The sequence below is a fragment of the Mangrovibacillus sp. Mu-81 genome (genome assembly GCF_036867415.1).
Classification (GTDB): domain Bacteria; phylum Bacillota; class Bacilli; order Bacillales; family Bacillaceae_B; genus Rossellomorea.
Map to the genome: position 1 here is coordinate 164,821 of NZ_JBAJHU010000003.1, position 14,293 is coordinate 179,113.

Here is a 14,293-nt window from a genome sequence, read left to right on the forward strand (position 1 = left end):
CTGTTTGACAAGAATGTTACAGGATATGATACAATTGATTACGGGAAAGTAGAAAATTTAATAGGGGGATTAGACTATGAAAAAACGCAGTTTATTCTTAAGCACTGCCCTTCTTCTCATTTTATCTGCCGTATTGGCAGCATGTGGAGGCGGAGCAGGCGGTGGTAGTTCTGATGGAGATGAGAAAGTTGACTTCATCGGAATTGCTACAGGCGGAACGGGTGGTACATATTACCCGCTTGGTGGTACCTTTGCCAAGATCATTGAAGATGAAACCGGTATCAAAGCATCAGCTTCAACATCAGGAGCGTCAGCTGAGAACATGGCTTCAATCAAAGATGGAAAAACTGAAATTGCATTCACACAAACGGATATTGCAGCATACGCTTCTGAAGGAACTCAAATGTTTTCTGATAATAAAGTTGAAAATGCACGCGGTATAGCCACGTTATACCCAGAAACAATTCAAATTGTGACAACGAAGGATTCCGGTATCAAATCAGTTGAAGATTTGAAAGGGAAAGTTGTTTCAGTAGGTGAAGCCGGGTCAGGAACTTTGCTTAACGCTGAACAGATCCTTGAAATCCATGGTTTAAAAGTGGAAGATCTTGAAGCGCGCAACTTATCTTTCGATGATTCAACAACAGGAATACAGGACGGAACCATTGATGCTGCATTCATCACGTCTGGTACTCCAACCGGTGCCGTTGAAGGACTGGCAGCAACAGAGGATATCACAATCGTACCAGTAGAACAGGCGAAAGCTGAAGAACTGATTGAAAAGTATCCTTACTATGCAGCGGACGAAATCCCTGCAGGTACTTACAGTAAAGTTGAGCAGGCAATCCCGACTGTTGCAGTCCGAGCTATGTTAGTTACAAATGCCGACATTTCAGAAGATGTCATCTATGATGTAACAAAAGCAATCTTTGAAAATACAGATCAGATTACTCACGCCAAAGGTGAACTTATCAAAGCTGAAAATGGCTTAAAAGGTATGGGAATCGAAATGCATCCAGGTGCAAAGAAATACTTTGATGAAAAAGGTATTTCAGCAGAATAATAAATCACCTGTGAATGTACAAAGGATAGGCCGCTTATCACGGTCTATTCTTTTGTTTTGAAGAAATAGAAACGGTGGAGTTCTTTATGAAAGTGAAATACGTAATCGGGGTCACTCTCTTTTTTCTTATATTATTCGTCTTTCTTCCTTTGCAGACTGTCCTTGTGATGGAACCAAGAAATGGTGAAGGAAATCCCGCATATTTCTCGATCAGTAAAAATAAAACCTTCTCAATCCGCTATACACATTCAATACACCTTTCAGAGGTAGAGGAGATTTACCGCCAAACATCTTCAGATGACATTCAGCAGACCAGCCTCTTATATGAAGATACAGCAATTGGGATGCCATCAAATGCAGTAGGCGAAGAAATATTCGAAAGGACAGAGGACGGAAGATATCTTATTTCGAATATGGATAAGAAATTCCCTTATATCGATATTCGACTTGGACAAGTGGTTGCCAATCACCGGCTTGTCTATGACAATAAAGTGTATCCCCTGAAAAATTATTTCAAAGAGGGCTCTGTCGTAAGAGTCCAATATAAAAAGGTATCATTATTCAACAAATGGAAAGGAGTGATTGTTGTTGGAAAAGGATAAAAAGTTCGAATCACTTACTGCAGAACAACAACAAGAATTATTAGAAAAATACGACCCTGAATCTTCAACGAGAAAATTGGAACATGGCATGTTTAAATGGATCATTTTCTTTGGTTTATTGGCATTCTCATTATTTCAATTAACTGCATCCATTTTTCAATTCATCCCAAGGCAATTATTGTTATCCATACACTTAGGGTTCGCGTTATCACTTGTCTTTCTTCTTTTCCCTGCGAGGAAAAAAAATCTTAAAAAGAATAAACTCGCTTGGTATGATATCGTTTTAGCAGCAATCTCTGTGGGGATCGGCGCTTACTGGCCGATCATGCAGGACGATATCGTAAGCCGGGTTGGCATAATGACGAGCCTCGACTTTTACGTCGGGCTTGCTGCAATCTTTTTGGTGCTTGAAGCAACAAGGCGAGCGGTCGGTATGCCGATCACGATCATTTCTTCTGCTTTCCTTCTGTATATGTATTATGGAAGACAAATGCCGGGATTCCTTGCACATAGGGGGTATGATTGGGACGATATTGTCAAAACGATGTTCTTTACGTCGGAAGGGATTCTTGGTACCCCTCTTTATGTATCGGCAACATTTATCTTCTTATTCCTGTTATTCGGAGCATTTCTCGTGAAAACTGGAGTAGGTCAATATTTTAACGATCTTGCTGTTTCCATTGCAGGTAAGCGTACCGGTGGACCGGCAAAGGTTGCCATATTCTCGAGTGCCCTCCAGGGAACCATCAGCGGTAGTTCGGTTGCAAACGTGGTAACTTCCGGTTCCTTTACAATTCCGATGATGAAAAAACTCGGATACAAGAAGGAGTTTGCCGGGGGAGTAGAAGCTGCCGCATCGACCGGCGGGCAGTTAATGCCGCCGATCATGGGGGCAGCTGCATTCCTGATGGTCGAGTTCATCGGCGGGATCTCTTATTGGGATATCGCGAAAGCGGCAGCCATTCCTGCCGTACTGTACTTCACAGGTATTTGGATCATGACTCACTTTGAAGCAAAGCGTTTAGGATTACGCGGACTTGAAGATGAAGAAATGCCCAACCGGAAAGAAGTACTGAAAAAGATTTATCTGCTTCTTCCGATTTTGACAGTCATCATTCTTCTTGTTAGCGGGATGAGTGTTATGAGAGCGGCACTTTGGTCAATCGTTGCGACCATCGCAATCAGTGCGATCCGCAAAGATACCAGGATCGGGTTCAAAGATGCAGTTGATGCTTTGGTTGATGGTGCAAGAACTGCACTTTCAGTGGCAGTTGCAACCGCAGCAGCAGGCATTATTGTAGGTGTGGTGACCAAGACGGGATTAGGATTAACATTAGCAAACGGACTCGTTGACCTGGCAGCTGATTTAACTAATTCTGCTCAAGGTAAACTTCTTCTCACGTTATTCTTTACCATGATTGCATCGATCGTGCTCGGAATGGGATCACCTACTACAGCGAATTATGTCATAACATCAACAATCGCTGCTCCGGCAATCATTTTATTAGGGGCACCTGAGCTGTCAGCTCATTTATTTGTTTTCTATTTTGGTATCATTGCCGATATCACACCACCAGTTGCACTGGCGGCATTTGCTGCAGCGGGGGTATCAGGAGGAGAACCGATAAGGACCGGAGTCAATTCAGCAAAATTGGCAATCGCAGCCTTTATCATACCGTATATGTTCGTGCTTTCACCTGAATTGCTTATGATCGATACGACCATACCAAGATTATTATGGGTAATTTTCACAGCGATAACGGGTATGATTGCCATCGGTGCGGGGATGATCGGTTATTGGTACCGCAGATTATATGTGATTGAACGATTCCTCCTGGTGGCAGCGGGTCTGATGCTGATTTATCCAGAAGGAATGACCGATACAATCGGTCTAATTTCATTCGGAATATTATTGGCAATCCAATTCTTCGTCAAAAGAGAGGATAAACGGCCAAAACAAGCAACAGCTTAATCATGAAAGAGGGTGGACTTCAATGTTCGCCTTCTTTTTTTAGCTGTTTTCGTAAAGTCTTTCTATTATTTAGTAATGGATATGCAGCTAAAATATGTTCTAATCGAAAAGTTCTGAATTGCTGTCTTAGGAAACAATAAGCGATAATGCTGTCAAAATTCACTTTCTTGACAGTGATCTTCCTTTTTGAGAGCTGATTATGATGGGGCATGTATATGATTTCAATCGGAGACTGTTCTATTAACGAACGAGTCAAGAGTTTGCTCATCCTTATCATCCTTTCTCGAAGTATTATCATTATATTCGAACGTTTGTTCTTGTATACAGATATACAAAAAATGATTGACATTTCCGTCATCCAAGCTATAATAAAATATGTAGTTCTAATAAGATCTGTTAGCTCAGCTGGGAGAGCATCACCTTGACAGGGTGGGGGTCGGGGGTTCAAGTCCCTCACAGGTCATTAAGAAAAAAGCGCAGAACCATGTTCGTACCGAAACCTATCGATGGGCTCTGCATCTGGATAAATATGAAAAGCCGCGAAACCAATGTACATTGGGTCGCGGCTTTTTTCGTGAGATTTATGTAAATGGCTATAAATAGGGGGAAAGATATCTGCTTACACACAAATGAAAAACTGCAGACGGCCGTCTGCAGTTTTATCATTCATCCGAAGTTAATTCTTCTTCAAAGAAAAATGTTCCGGGATGTTCTTTGACGATATATGAGTAGCGTTTCATGTTTTTAACGTACTGGGATTTTAAGATGGTTACCGTTTCGCCGGTTTCTTTTATCGTGACAGCAGATCCATTACTAAACAAGCTTTTGGTGGATTTCATATTACACTTCCTTTCAACTGCTTTTATTATACCACATAAAATTCATTCATAAGAAAATAGGGTGAATTCAAATTGAATGATTGTAAGTCGTCTGACTTTATAAAGCATGGTTTTGTTGACTTGATTATTTCAGAAAATCCTGTTATTCTATAGAAGAATTATTTTTGTCCGGTATACGAGGGAAGAACAAGATTTGGTTTTCACCTGATATCGCAAGAATAGTAATACATTGTGTGGTAAGCACACACTAGGAGGCATTTTTCATGGAAAATGGTAAAGTAAAATGGTTTAACGCAGAAAAAGGTTTTGGATTCATCGAAGTAGAAGGTGGAGACGATGTATTCGTACATTTCTCAGCGATCCAAGGTGAAGGTTTCAAATCACTTGACGAAGGTCAAGAAGTTTCTTTCGACATCGAACAAGGTGCTCGTGGACCACAAGCAGCTAACGTTGTTAAGAAATAATTGATACCAAACTTCCAAAACAGGCTCATCATTTTGATGAGTCTGTTTTTTTATGAGATAAATAAACAGAATTTTCCTAAAATTATTTCTTTTTATTTGTTACAAAGATAAAATGAAGGTATACCCATTAATGGAGGCTAGGATAATGAGAATAAACGATTGCGTGGCGATTGTAACAGGAGGTTCCTCGGGATTAGGTGAAGCCACTGTCAGGAGCCTGGTAGGTAAAGGGGCAAAGGCATTTATATTAGATATCGACGAAGAGAAGGGAAGAAGGCTGGAAAGTGAATTAGGAGGCAGTGTAGGATTTCACTATACCGATGTGACAAGTGAAAAAGATGTGGAAGCGGCGATGATGAACGCCATTGATTCTTTTGGATGTATCAATACGGTAGTCAACTGTGCCGGGATTGCTCCCCCTTCAAAGGTGTCCGGCAGGAAAGGTGTTCACTCTCTTGATCTATTCTCAAAAGTGATTGAAATCAATTTAATCGGTACATTTAATATCATCCGTTTAGCGGCACAAAACATGCAGGGTAATGAAAAAAATGAATGTGGTGAGAGAGGTCTTATTATAAATACTGCCTCCGTAGCTGCATTCGACGGGCAAATCGGGCAGGCAGCATATAGCGCTTCTAAAGCAGGAGTGGCAGGAATGACACTTCCGATTGCAAGGGAACTTGCACGAGATGGAATTCGGGTGATGACGATTGCCCCCGGATTATTTCAGACCCCTATGTTTGACTCGCTTCCTGAAGAGGCAAGAACTTCTCTTGGGGAAAACGTTCCATTTCCGAAAAGACTCGGCTATCCTTCAGAATTTGCACAGCTTGTAGATGCCATTATAGAAAATCCAATGTTGAATGGGGAGACAATCAGATTGGATGGAGCCATACGCATGCAGCCCAAATAAGTGAATTATCCCAAAAATGAATGGACCGTCATTCATTTTTGGATCAATTGCACAAGAAAGGAGAGAAACGTGTGTATCATCCATATTTAAAAGAAGAACATAACATGTTTCGAAGCTCACTGCGTAAGTTTTTGCAGAAGGAAGCATATCCACATTATGAACAGTGGGAAAGAGACAGGCTTGTACCGAGGTCGTTTTGGGAGAAGATGGGCATGCAGGGGTTTCTTTGTCCGGATGTTGATGAACAATACGGGGGCAGCGGTGCGGATTGGGGATTCTCTGTCATCATAAACGAAGAATTGGAACGTGTCGGTTCAGGGTTAATCGGTGTTGGGCTCCATAATGATATCGTCGTCCCTTATATTACGGAATACGGCACAGATGAACAGAAGAAGCGATGGCTTCCTTCCTGTACAAAAGGGAATATGATATCGGCGATTGCAATGACGGAGCCGGGAACGGGATCGGACTTGGCCGGGATTAAAACGACCGCCAAATTGAATGGTGATCATTATATTGTGAACGGACAAAAGACTTTTATCACCAACGGGATACATTGTGACCTGGTTATTGTTGCATGCAAAACTGATACCGGTGCAGTTCCTGCTCATAAAGGAATCAGCCTTATAGCAATTGAAAGAGGTACAGAGGGGTTCTCCAGGGGCAGGAAGCTTGAGAAGGTCGGACTGCACTGCCAGGACACTGCAGAATTAATTTTCGAAGATTGTAAAGTTCCAGTACAGAACCTTATAGGTGAAGAAGGTAAGGGATTTCAGTATCTCATGAAGAAGCTTCAGCAGGAACGGCTGGTTGTGGCCATTGCGGCGCAGGTGTCCTCTGAGCATATGTTTTCTCTGGCAATGGATTATATAAAAAAACGGGAAGCATTCGGGAAATCCATCAGTCAATTCCAGCATATTCAATTTAAGATGGCCGAAATGGCAACTGATATCGAAATGGGCAGAGCATTTCTTGATGGGTTGATTTCAGAGCACATACACGGAAAAGAAGTAGTGGTTAAAGTATCGATGGCAAAATTCAAACTTACTGAAATGTCCAGAAAAATTGCTGCAGAATGCATGCAGCTTCATGGAGGCTATGGATACATGGAAGAGTATGAGATTGCCAGGAGATACCGGGATGTCCCCGTGGCCAGTATTTATGCAGGGACGAATGAAATCATGAAAGTAATCATTGCAAAGAATTTGGGACTATAAAGGAGGATCTTATGAGGGAAGCAGTTATAGTAGAAGGGATAAGGTCTGCAATTGGAAGAAGAAACGGGGCTTTGAAAAATATACGTCCGGATGATATGGCGGGTGAAATCCTTAAAGGCTTAATAAAAAAATCAGGGGTGAATCCCGGATATGTAGATGATGTCATTCTCGGATGTGTGACGCAATCAGGAGAACAGGCTGGTGATATTGCCAGGTTATCAGCATTGATTGCGGGATTTCCCGTTGAAGTGCCGGGAACAACCATTGATCGTCAGTGCGGATCTAGCCAGCAGGCAGTTCATTTTGCTGCACAAGCAATCCTCTCCGGGGATATGGACATCGTCATTGCAGGCGGAGTGGAGAATATGTCAAGAGTTCCGATCGGTTCCAATTATGGGGGGGCCGGTTTCAGTGAAATTCTCAAAGGACAGCATGAAATCATTCACCAGGGGTTGTCAGCAGAACGGATTGCGATAAAATTCGGAATCAGCAGGGAAGAAATGGATCAGTTTGCATATGAAAGTCATCAAAAGGCATTTAATGCACAGAAAGATGGCCGGTTTCAAGAAGAAATTCTTCCACTCCAAGTACCGGGAAACGAGGGTGGGACTATTCTATTTAACAAAGATGAGGGACCAAGACCAGAAACGACTGTGGATATCCTTTCCAACCTGAAACCTGCATTCAGGGAAGATGGGATGATTCACGCTGGAAATTCCAGTCAAATCAGTGACGGCGCAGCAGCACTGCTCCTCATGAGCCGTGAAAAAGCAGAGGAATTTGGATTGAAAGCAAGATTTAAAGTCCATACCAGAGTGGTCACGGGTTCTGATCCGACGTTAATGTTGACAGGACCAATTCCTGCTACTAGAAAGGTGCTGGACAAATCAGGATTATCAATAAACGATATTGATGTATTCGAAGTAAATGAAGCATTTGCTCCAGTAGCGATTGCATGGTTAAAAGAACTGAAAGCAGATCCTGCCAGGTTAAATCCGAATGGAGGGGCTATTGCGCTGGGGCATCCCCTGGGGGCAAGCGGAGCTCGCATCATGGTGACGATGATGAATGAGCTTGAAAGGACAGGTGGCCGTTTCGGACTTCAGACAATGTGCGAAGGCCACGGAATGGCAAATGCCACTATCATTGAACGGCTGGGATCATAGGTTTTATAGAATATTAAGCAGAAATAAAGAAGAAAGCACGATAACAATGTACCAATTAACAGATATAAAACAGGGGCGGGCCGGCTTTCCGGGCCGCTCTTCCTTATGCAGACTTGGCGTTGATTACTTTGAATGGGATAATATTCACTAGGAAAGAATGAATACTATCGACTAATTGAAAGAATGTTAATGAAATTTTGCTTTTGATAATCAAAAACAAATGAATAACCCCTTGAAAAAAAGTTTTTTTGTGAAAGTTCTGCAAGAAAAATTATTTCGTATTATAATGAATACGGTGAAAATTGTTTATAAGCAAGGAAAGGAAGGATCGTATGTCTAAACAACAAATTGGCGTTGTCGGTGTAGGGGTGATGGGTAAAAGCCTGGCTCTGAATTTCGAGAGCAGAGGATACTCTGTCGCAATTTATGATGTCACTGATGAAAAGGTAAATGAAATCCTAAGGGAACACAGTGAAAAACAGCTTATCGGAACAAGTAATATAGAATCATTTATAGAAGCTTTAGAAAAACCAAGAAAAATTATGATGATGGTACCTGCAGGTGAAATCACTGATAAAGCTATTGATTCCCTGCTGCCTCACTTAGATAAAGGGGATATCCTTATTGACGGTGGTAACGCCTTTTTTGAAGACACAATCAGGCGCAATAAAGCATTGGAGGAAAAAGGGATCAATTTCATCGGGGCTGGTGTTTCCGGGGGAGAAGAAGGAGCACTATACGGACCCGCCATCATGCCTAGTGGACAAAAGGAAGCCTATGATCTGGTCGAACCATTCCTGACAGCCATTTCAGCCAAGGTTAACGGGGATGCATGCAGTACATATATCGGACCTGATGGTTCCGGGCATTATGTAAAGATGGTCCATAATGGAATTGAATACAGTGATATGCAGCTGATCTGTGAAGCATATTATTTAATGAAGAATGTACTCGGTTTAGAGGCAGAAGAACTGCATGAAATCTTCAATGAGTGGAATGAAGGGGAGCTTGACAGCTATTTAATCGAAATTACTGCTGATATTTTCACCAAGGTCGATGAAGAAACAGGTAAACCGCTGGTGGAAGTTATCCTTGATACGGCTGGTCAAAAAGGCACCGGTAAATGGACCAGCATCTCTGCATTAGAGCTTGGCGTGCCATTGTCGATCATCACTGAATCTGTTTTTGCCAGATTTATTTCTGCTATGAAAGAAGAAAGGGTGAAGGCAAGCAAAATCCTGAGAGGACCTAAGAACGTTGAATTCAACGAGAATAAAGAAGAGTTTATCGAAATGATTCGTAAAGCCCTATATCTCAGTAAAATCTGTTCCTATGCTCAAGGGTTTGCTCAATTACAATCATCATCCAGAGAATATAACTGGAATCTTAAGCCGGGTGAAATCTCTATGATTTTCAGGGGGGGATGTATAATCCGCGCTGGCTTCCTCCAGGAAATCAAGACAGCTTATGATCGAAATCCTGAATTGACGAATTTACTTCTTGATCCCTACTTTAAAGATATAGTGGAGAATTATCAGGATGAAGCAAGGGAAGTAGTTGCAACAGCAATCAAATTGGGAATACCGGTTCCGGGGCTGGCGAGTGCACTAGCTTATTACGACAGCTACCGTTCGGAATCGCTTCCAGCAAACCTCCTTCAAGCTCAGCGGGATTATTTTGGAGCTCACACGTATCAGAGGAAGGACAAGGAAGGAATATTCCATACAGATTGGTTAAATAAATAAACTCACAATAGGAAACCCCGGATCACTTATTCGTGTCCGGGGTTTTTTAAAGAATGGAAACAGGTTATTCATCACTGGAAGAATCATCCTTGGTATGATGCTTCTTCTTTTCTTCACGCAGTTCTTTTTTTAAGTCTTCCAATGGAATCGGGTCCACGTTTTGTTCGCTTTCATGTTTATCCAGTATTCCTTCATGGTCATTATCAAGCTGTTCCGGATGATCGTTTGAACGTTTATTCATGCAGGACACTCCTTTGCTTATGAAGTAATGGTATGATGGACTTTACCCCTTTTCCTAAAGGACAAACATTAGGTACAAAAAAACAAGTCCCGACACTGGGACTTGTTCTAAAAAGTTGATTTATATTTTAATATCTACTTTAGCATTTTTCTTTAATTCTTCAACGTGCTGTACAAGTTTTTCTTGTTTCTTTTGCTGTTCCAATTGGGTCTTAATTTGAGGTTTGACCTCTTCATACTTCGGAGCTTTTTGATCTTTACCCTGCTGGCTGGCAAATTGATCATAGAACTTCTTCATTTCGTCTTCCGTGACTTCGTCCACTTTTATTTCTTTTTCTACATAATTTGTATATTTAACGTTCTCAGCGATTTGAGTTTTTAATTCGTCCATGGAGAAACCTGCATCTTTCATTGCCTTCTCAAACTCTTCATCGGTCTTATATTGCTTCTTCACTTCTTCAAGCTGTTTGTTGATCTCTTCGTCTGTGGCTTTGTATCCTTTCTCGTCTGCTTGCTGCATGAGAAGGGTCTGGCCGACAAGACTGTCGATCGTTTGTTTTTTGATTTGTTCAGAAGCTTTTTCACTTGTAGGGTCTTGTCCCATTTGCTGGTATTGCATTTGGGAAGTTGTAAGCATGTTGTTGTACTCTTCACCCTTCAGCTCTTCATCATTTACGACTGCAACGATTTTTTCCTTGTCCACTTTTTGTTTATCCATTTTCTTTTGCATTTCTTCCATTTGTTTAGCCTGTTCTTCTTGTTGTTTACTGTTTTCTTCTGTTTTTGGTTTATCTTCAGATTGCTTTTTTGCCTCCTCTCCATCCCCGCAGGCAGCTAAGGCAATCGCCATGATTGTTATCAGTAAAGCACTCAATAGTTTTTTCATGTATCATTGTCTCCTTTCAAAGAGGTGATTAAAAAATCACTTAATGCGCATTTTATATGATTCTGATTTAAAAATAAACCTTTTTGCTTTATTTAATCACTTTGTAATCCCACTGAAATACAAGATTCTGTCATTTTCCCCGGTGATGCAATATTTTATGCAAATAAACGCCGCTGATGGATTTCATGCATACAAAAAATAGGCTGTTTACAACGGGTTAACCGTGTAAACAGCCCGTCAAAAATATTGGGGACCAAAGAATACTGTCAAACAACCTTCTATTTGAATTATATGTGTTCAAGATGCCGTTCACAAACTAGAAATACTTATGTAATTTCCTTTTAGAGGTGTTTGAGACTCTCAAAACAGAGATGTTCTTGGATTTTTGCAGAAAAAGATAATTATAGGCATATTTGTTTGCAGGAGAGAAGTTCATTCAAAATATCTTTCTCGAAAAGACACAGATTCTATGCTTGATAAATCATTTGAATTATCTTATGATGGATAAGAGCACAATAGATTGTGTTTGTGGGAAATAAAATAACTATATATTGATTTAGTTTAATCTGTAAATGCGGTGTCTATGAAGACTTAAAAGGGAATCCGGTGAAATTCCGGAGCTGTCCCCGCAACTGTAAGTGATGACGAAATAAGGTATTGCCACTATCTTTTTAAAGATGGGAAGGCCTTAAAGTAGGATGAAGCACGAGTCAGGAGACCTGCCGCGTTTATAACGTATGATCTTCTTCGGGAATTGGGAGGATATGCGAGGATAGAATAATAGATACCTTTACTTACATACGTCTGTTATATCATATCATCGTTATTCAAAAAAGCCCGTCCATATCATGAGGATGGGCTTTTTTGTATCCTCTTCCGCAGTTAGTATCGTACAACTGGATTGAACTGATACAGGAGGAATAAAGAAATGACACTGATTGAAACAGTAAATACTTCAACACTTGCCAGGCAGCTTTGCCGGAAGTTAAGGTCGAATTTTCCTGAGTTGACAATGGAAGAGTTTGAAGAAAAAGTGGACAGGCTCATTCAAGTGAAAACGCAGCTTACCGAGGATCAGCTTTATCACCAAATGATCCTATCCGCAGTTGAAAGAATCTCGACAGAAGAACCGCGTTGGACATATGCAGCTGCATTCCTGTATTTAGAAAAACTATATCGTTACAGCAGTCACTCAAGGAGGCTTGATCCTGGAAAGCCTTATGATTCGTTTTTCCACTTAGTAAATGAACTTGTCGGGAAAAAACTGTATGATCCACGATTGCTGGAGAAGTACAGCCGGGAAGAAATACAACTGTTGGAATCAGTCCTGGACCCTTCAAAAGACAAATTGTTCACCTATATTGGAATAGTCACCCTGGCAGAGAGGTATTTAACGAAATCACATGAAGGCAGCGTATTCGAACTTCCACAGGAGAGGTTTATGATCATCGCGATGACCCTGATGATGGATGAAGAAGAGGATCAAAGGATGGCATTGATTAAAGAAGCCTATTGGGCACTGTCAAACCTGTATATGACCGTTGCAACTCCTACTTTAGCCAATGCTGGAAAGAGCTACGGTCAGCTCTCCAGTTGTTTTATCGACACAGTAGGGGATGATCTGAGAAGTATTTTTGACAGTAATACGGATGTATCGACTCTTAGCAAAAATGGCGGAGGGCTTGGCATATATTTAGGGAAGGTCCGGAGCAGGGGTAGTGACATCAAAGGCTTTAAAGGGGTCGGTTCAGGAGTCATTCCATGGATGAAGCAATTAAATAATACGGCTGTTTCTGTTGATCAGCTCGGACAGCGCCAAGGCGCAATTGCCGTTTATCTGGATGTGTGGCATAAAGATATTCACTCCTTTCTTGACGTTCGATTGAACAATGGGGATGAAAGGCAGCGGACTCATGACTTGTTTACCGGTGTCTGCATTCCTGATTTATTCATGGAAGCCGTGGAGAGAAGGGATGACTGGTATCTGTTCGATCCGCATGAAGTAAGGAAAGTGATGGGTTTTTCCCTGGAAGACTATTTTGATGAGGAGAAAGGTACTGGATCGTTCAGGGAAAAGTATTGGCAGTGTGTGGAAAATCCCGGACTTTCGAGGAAAACTGTGCCGGCCATTGACATCTTCAAACGAATCATGATTTCCCAACTGGAAACGGGTACGCCCTTTATGTTTTACAGAGATAGTGTCAATCGTCAGAATGCCAACGTTCATAAAGGCATGATATACTGCAGCAATCTTTGTACAGAGATCGCTCAGAACATGAGTCCGACATTTATAGAAGAAGAAAAGATTGAAGACGGAAGAATCATTACGTATAAACACCCAGGAGACTTCGTAGTGTGTAATCTTGCTTCCATTTCTCTGGCAAAGGCTGTGCAGAACAATGTATTGCCCCGGGTGATCGAAATTGCAGTCAGGCTGTTGGATAATGTTATCGACCTTAACAATATACCGGTCCTTCAAGCACAACTGACGAATGAAAGGTACAGGGGAATCGGTCTGGGTACGTTTGGCTGGCATCACTTGCTTGCAGTAAAAGGAATGAAATGGGAAAGTGAAGAAGCAGAAGATTATTGTGATTCACTTTACGAGGAAATTGCTTATTATACGATCCAGGCAAGTAATAAATTGGCGAAGGAGAAAGGCGCATATCCATATTTTCAAGGATCTGACTGGGAATCTGGCAGCTATTTTGTGAAAAAGGGCTATGACGGTCCGCTTTGGGACGAAGTAAAGAAGGAAGTGTCATTGAATGGAATGCGTAATGGATATCTCATGGCCGTTGCGCCGAATTCTTCCACCTCCCTCATAGCAGGATCTACCGCGAGTATAGATCCACTCTTCAGATTGTTATACTCTGAAGAAAAAAAGGATTATAAAATTCCTGTAACAGCACCGGATCTCACAAGCGAGACGCTATGGTACTACAAAACGGCATACCATATCGATCAACACTGGAGCATCAGACAGAACAGCAGAAGACAACGGCATATAGACCAGGGTATTTCGTTCAATCTATATGTCAGTAATGATATAAAAGCGAAAGATCTGCTCCTTCTTCATCTCGACGCCTGGAAATCCGGTCTGAAAACAACGTATTATGTGAGGTCCACCTCAGATTCCGTGATTGAAGAATGTGAGAACTGTCATAGCTGATAAGGGGGAAGTTA

At 41.5% G+C, this 14,293-nt stretch carries 12 protein-coding genes, 1 tRNA gene and 1 riboswitch; of the genes, 10 read left to right on the plus strand and 3 right to left on the minus strand.

What is annotated here, in order from left to right:
- Positions 1 to 76 precede the first annotated feature (76 nt).
- The 4 genes from V6B33_RS07985 to V6B33_RS08000 all read left to right on the plus strand — a co-directional run bounded on the left by V6B33_RS07985 (position 77) and on the right by V6B33_RS08000 (position 4,100).
- The gene (locus V6B33_RS07985) at positions 77 to 1,063 is read left to right on the plus strand and encodes a TAXI family TRAP transporter solute-binding subunit (protein WP_334217228.1); all 987 of its coding nucleotides are present in this window, start codon (positions 77 to 79) and stop codon (positions 1,061 to 1,063) included.
- Positions 1,064 to 1,149: 86 nt separating this feature from the next.
- Entirely contained in the window at positions 1,150 to 1,665 is a 516-nt protein-coding gene (locus V6B33_RS07990) for a DUF1850 domain-containing protein (RefSeq protein WP_334217229.1), read from the plus strand.
- Positions 1,652 to 3,637: a TRAP transporter permease gene (locus V6B33_RS07995; RefSeq protein ID WP_334217230.1), complete on the plus strand. Its 1,986-nt coding sequence runs from the start codon at positions 1,652 to 1,654 to the stop codon at positions 3,635 to 3,637. Before V6B33_RS07990 ends, V6B33_RS07995 begins: the two co-directional genes overlap by 14 nt.
- A gap of 390 nt (positions 3,638 to 4,027) precedes the next feature.
- Positions 4,028 to 4,100 (plus strand) — tRNA-Val (locus V6B33_RS08000).
- A gap of 199 nt (positions 4,101 to 4,299) precedes the next feature.
- On the opposite strand, the gene V6B33_RS08005 is transcribed toward V6B33_RS08000, so the two are convergent.
- The gene (locus V6B33_RS08005) at positions 4,300 to 4,476 is read right to left on the minus strand and encodes a hypothetical protein (protein WP_334217231.1); all 177 of its coding nucleotides are present in this window, start codon (positions 4,474 to 4,476) and stop codon (positions 4,300 to 4,302) included.
- Between the two features lie 263 nt (positions 4,477 to 4,739).
- On the opposite strand from V6B33_RS08005, the gene cspD reads away from it, so the two are divergent.
- The 5 genes from cspD to gndA all read left to right on the plus strand — a co-directional run bounded on the left by cspD (position 4,740) and on the right by gndA (position 9,981).
- Positions 4,740 to 4,940, plus strand: a complete 201-nt coding sequence (gene cspD, locus V6B33_RS08010; RefSeq protein WP_032089110.1) for a cold-shock protein CspD — start codon at positions 4,740 to 4,742, stop codon at positions 4,938 to 4,940.
- Positions 4,941 to 5,085: 145 nt separating this feature from the next.
- A complete protein-coding gene (locus V6B33_RS08015) occupies positions 5,086 to 5,853 on the plus strand; it encodes a 3-hydroxyacyl-CoA dehydrogenase (RefSeq protein ID WP_334217232.1) in 768 nt (255 codons plus the stop codon).
- A gap of 71 nt (positions 5,854 to 5,924) precedes the next feature.
- On the plus strand, positions 5,925 to 7,070 hold the full coding sequence (locus tag V6B33_RS08020) for an acyl-CoA dehydrogenase family protein (protein ID WP_334217233.1): 1,146 nt from the start codon (positions 5,925 to 5,927) through the stop codon (positions 7,068 to 7,070).
- Between the two features lie 11 nt (positions 7,071 to 7,081).
- Positions 7,082 to 8,236, plus strand: coding sequence for a thiolase family protein (locus V6B33_RS08025; protein ID WP_334217234.1), 1,155 nt, complete (start codon positions 7,082 to 7,084; stop codon positions 8,234 to 8,236).
- Between the two features lie 332 nt (positions 8,237 to 8,568).
- Positions 8,569 to 9,981 (plus strand): NADP-dependent phosphogluconate dehydrogenase, encoded by a 1,413-nt coding sequence (gene gndA / locus V6B33_RS08030; protein ID WP_334217235.1) that lies wholly within the window; start codon positions 8,569 to 8,571, stop codon positions 9,979 to 9,981.
- A gap of 64 nt (positions 9,982 to 10,045) precedes the next feature.
- On the opposite strand, the gene V6B33_RS08035 is transcribed toward gndA, so the two are convergent.
- A complete protein-coding gene (locus V6B33_RS08035; RefSeq protein WP_334217236.1) occupies positions 10,046 to 10,222 on the minus strand; it encodes a hypothetical protein in 177 nt (58 codons plus the stop codon).
- Positions 10,223 to 10,342: 120 nt separating this feature from the next.
- Positions 10,343 to 11,107, minus strand: coding sequence for a SurA N-terminal domain-containing protein (locus V6B33_RS08040; RefSeq protein WP_334217237.1), 765 nt, complete (start codon positions 11,105 to 11,107; stop codon positions 10,343 to 10,345).
- 558 nt (positions 11,108 to 11,665) lie between these two features.
- Positions 11,666 to 11,848: riboswitch (cobalamin riboswitch) on the plus strand.
- A gap of 187 nt (positions 11,849 to 12,035) precedes the next feature.
- Between V6B33_RS08040 and V6B33_RS08045 the strand changes: the two genes are divergently transcribed.
- Entirely contained in the window at positions 12,036 to 14,279 is a 2,244-nt protein-coding gene (locus tag V6B33_RS08045; RefSeq protein ID WP_334217238.1) for a ribonucleoside-diphosphate reductase subunit alpha, read from the plus strand.
- Positions 14,280 to 14,293: the final 14 nt, after the last annotated feature.

What these genes read in the sequence shown, in the direction of transcription:
- gndA (WP_334217235.1), top strand. Translation starts at nt 8,569, where the DNA reads ATGTCTAAACAACAAATTGGCGTTGTCGGTGTAGGGGTGATGGGTAAA.
- V6B33_RS08015 (WP_334217232.1), top strand. Translation starts at nt 5,086, where the DNA reads ATGAGAATAAACGATTGCGTGGCGATTGTAACAGGAGGTTCCTCGGGA.
- V6B33_RS08035 (WP_334217236.1), bottom strand. Translation starts at nt 10,222, where the DNA reads ATGAATAAACGTTCAAACGATCATCCGGAACAGCTTGATAATGACCAT.
- V6B33_RS08005 (WP_334217231.1), bottom strand. Translation starts at nt 4,476, where the DNA reads ATGAAATCCACCAAAAGCTTGTTTAGTAATGGATCTGCTGTCACGATA.
- cspD (WP_032089110.1), top strand. Translation starts at nt 4,740, where the DNA reads ATGGAAAATGGTAAAGTAAAATGGTTTAACGCAGAAAAAGGTTTTGGA.
- V6B33_RS08040 (WP_334217237.1), bottom strand. Translation starts at nt 11,107, where the DNA reads ATGAAAAAACTATTGAGTGCTTTACTGATAACAATCATGGCGATTGCC.
- V6B33_RS08045 (WP_334217238.1), top strand. Translation starts at nt 12,036, where the DNA reads ATGACACTGATTGAAACAGTAAATACTTCAACACTTGCCAGGCAGCTT.
- V6B33_RS07985 (WP_334217228.1), top strand. Translation starts at nt 77, where the DNA reads ATGAAAAAACGCAGTTTATTCTTAAGCACTGCCCTTCTTCTCATTTTA.
- V6B33_RS07990 (WP_334217229.1), top strand. Translation starts at nt 1,150, where the DNA reads ATGAAAGTGAAATACGTAATCGGGGTCACTCTCTTTTTTCTTATATTA.
- V6B33_RS08025 (WP_334217234.1), top strand. Translation starts at nt 7,082, where the DNA reads ATGAGGGAAGCAGTTATAGTAGAAGGGATAAGGTCTGCAATTGGAAGA.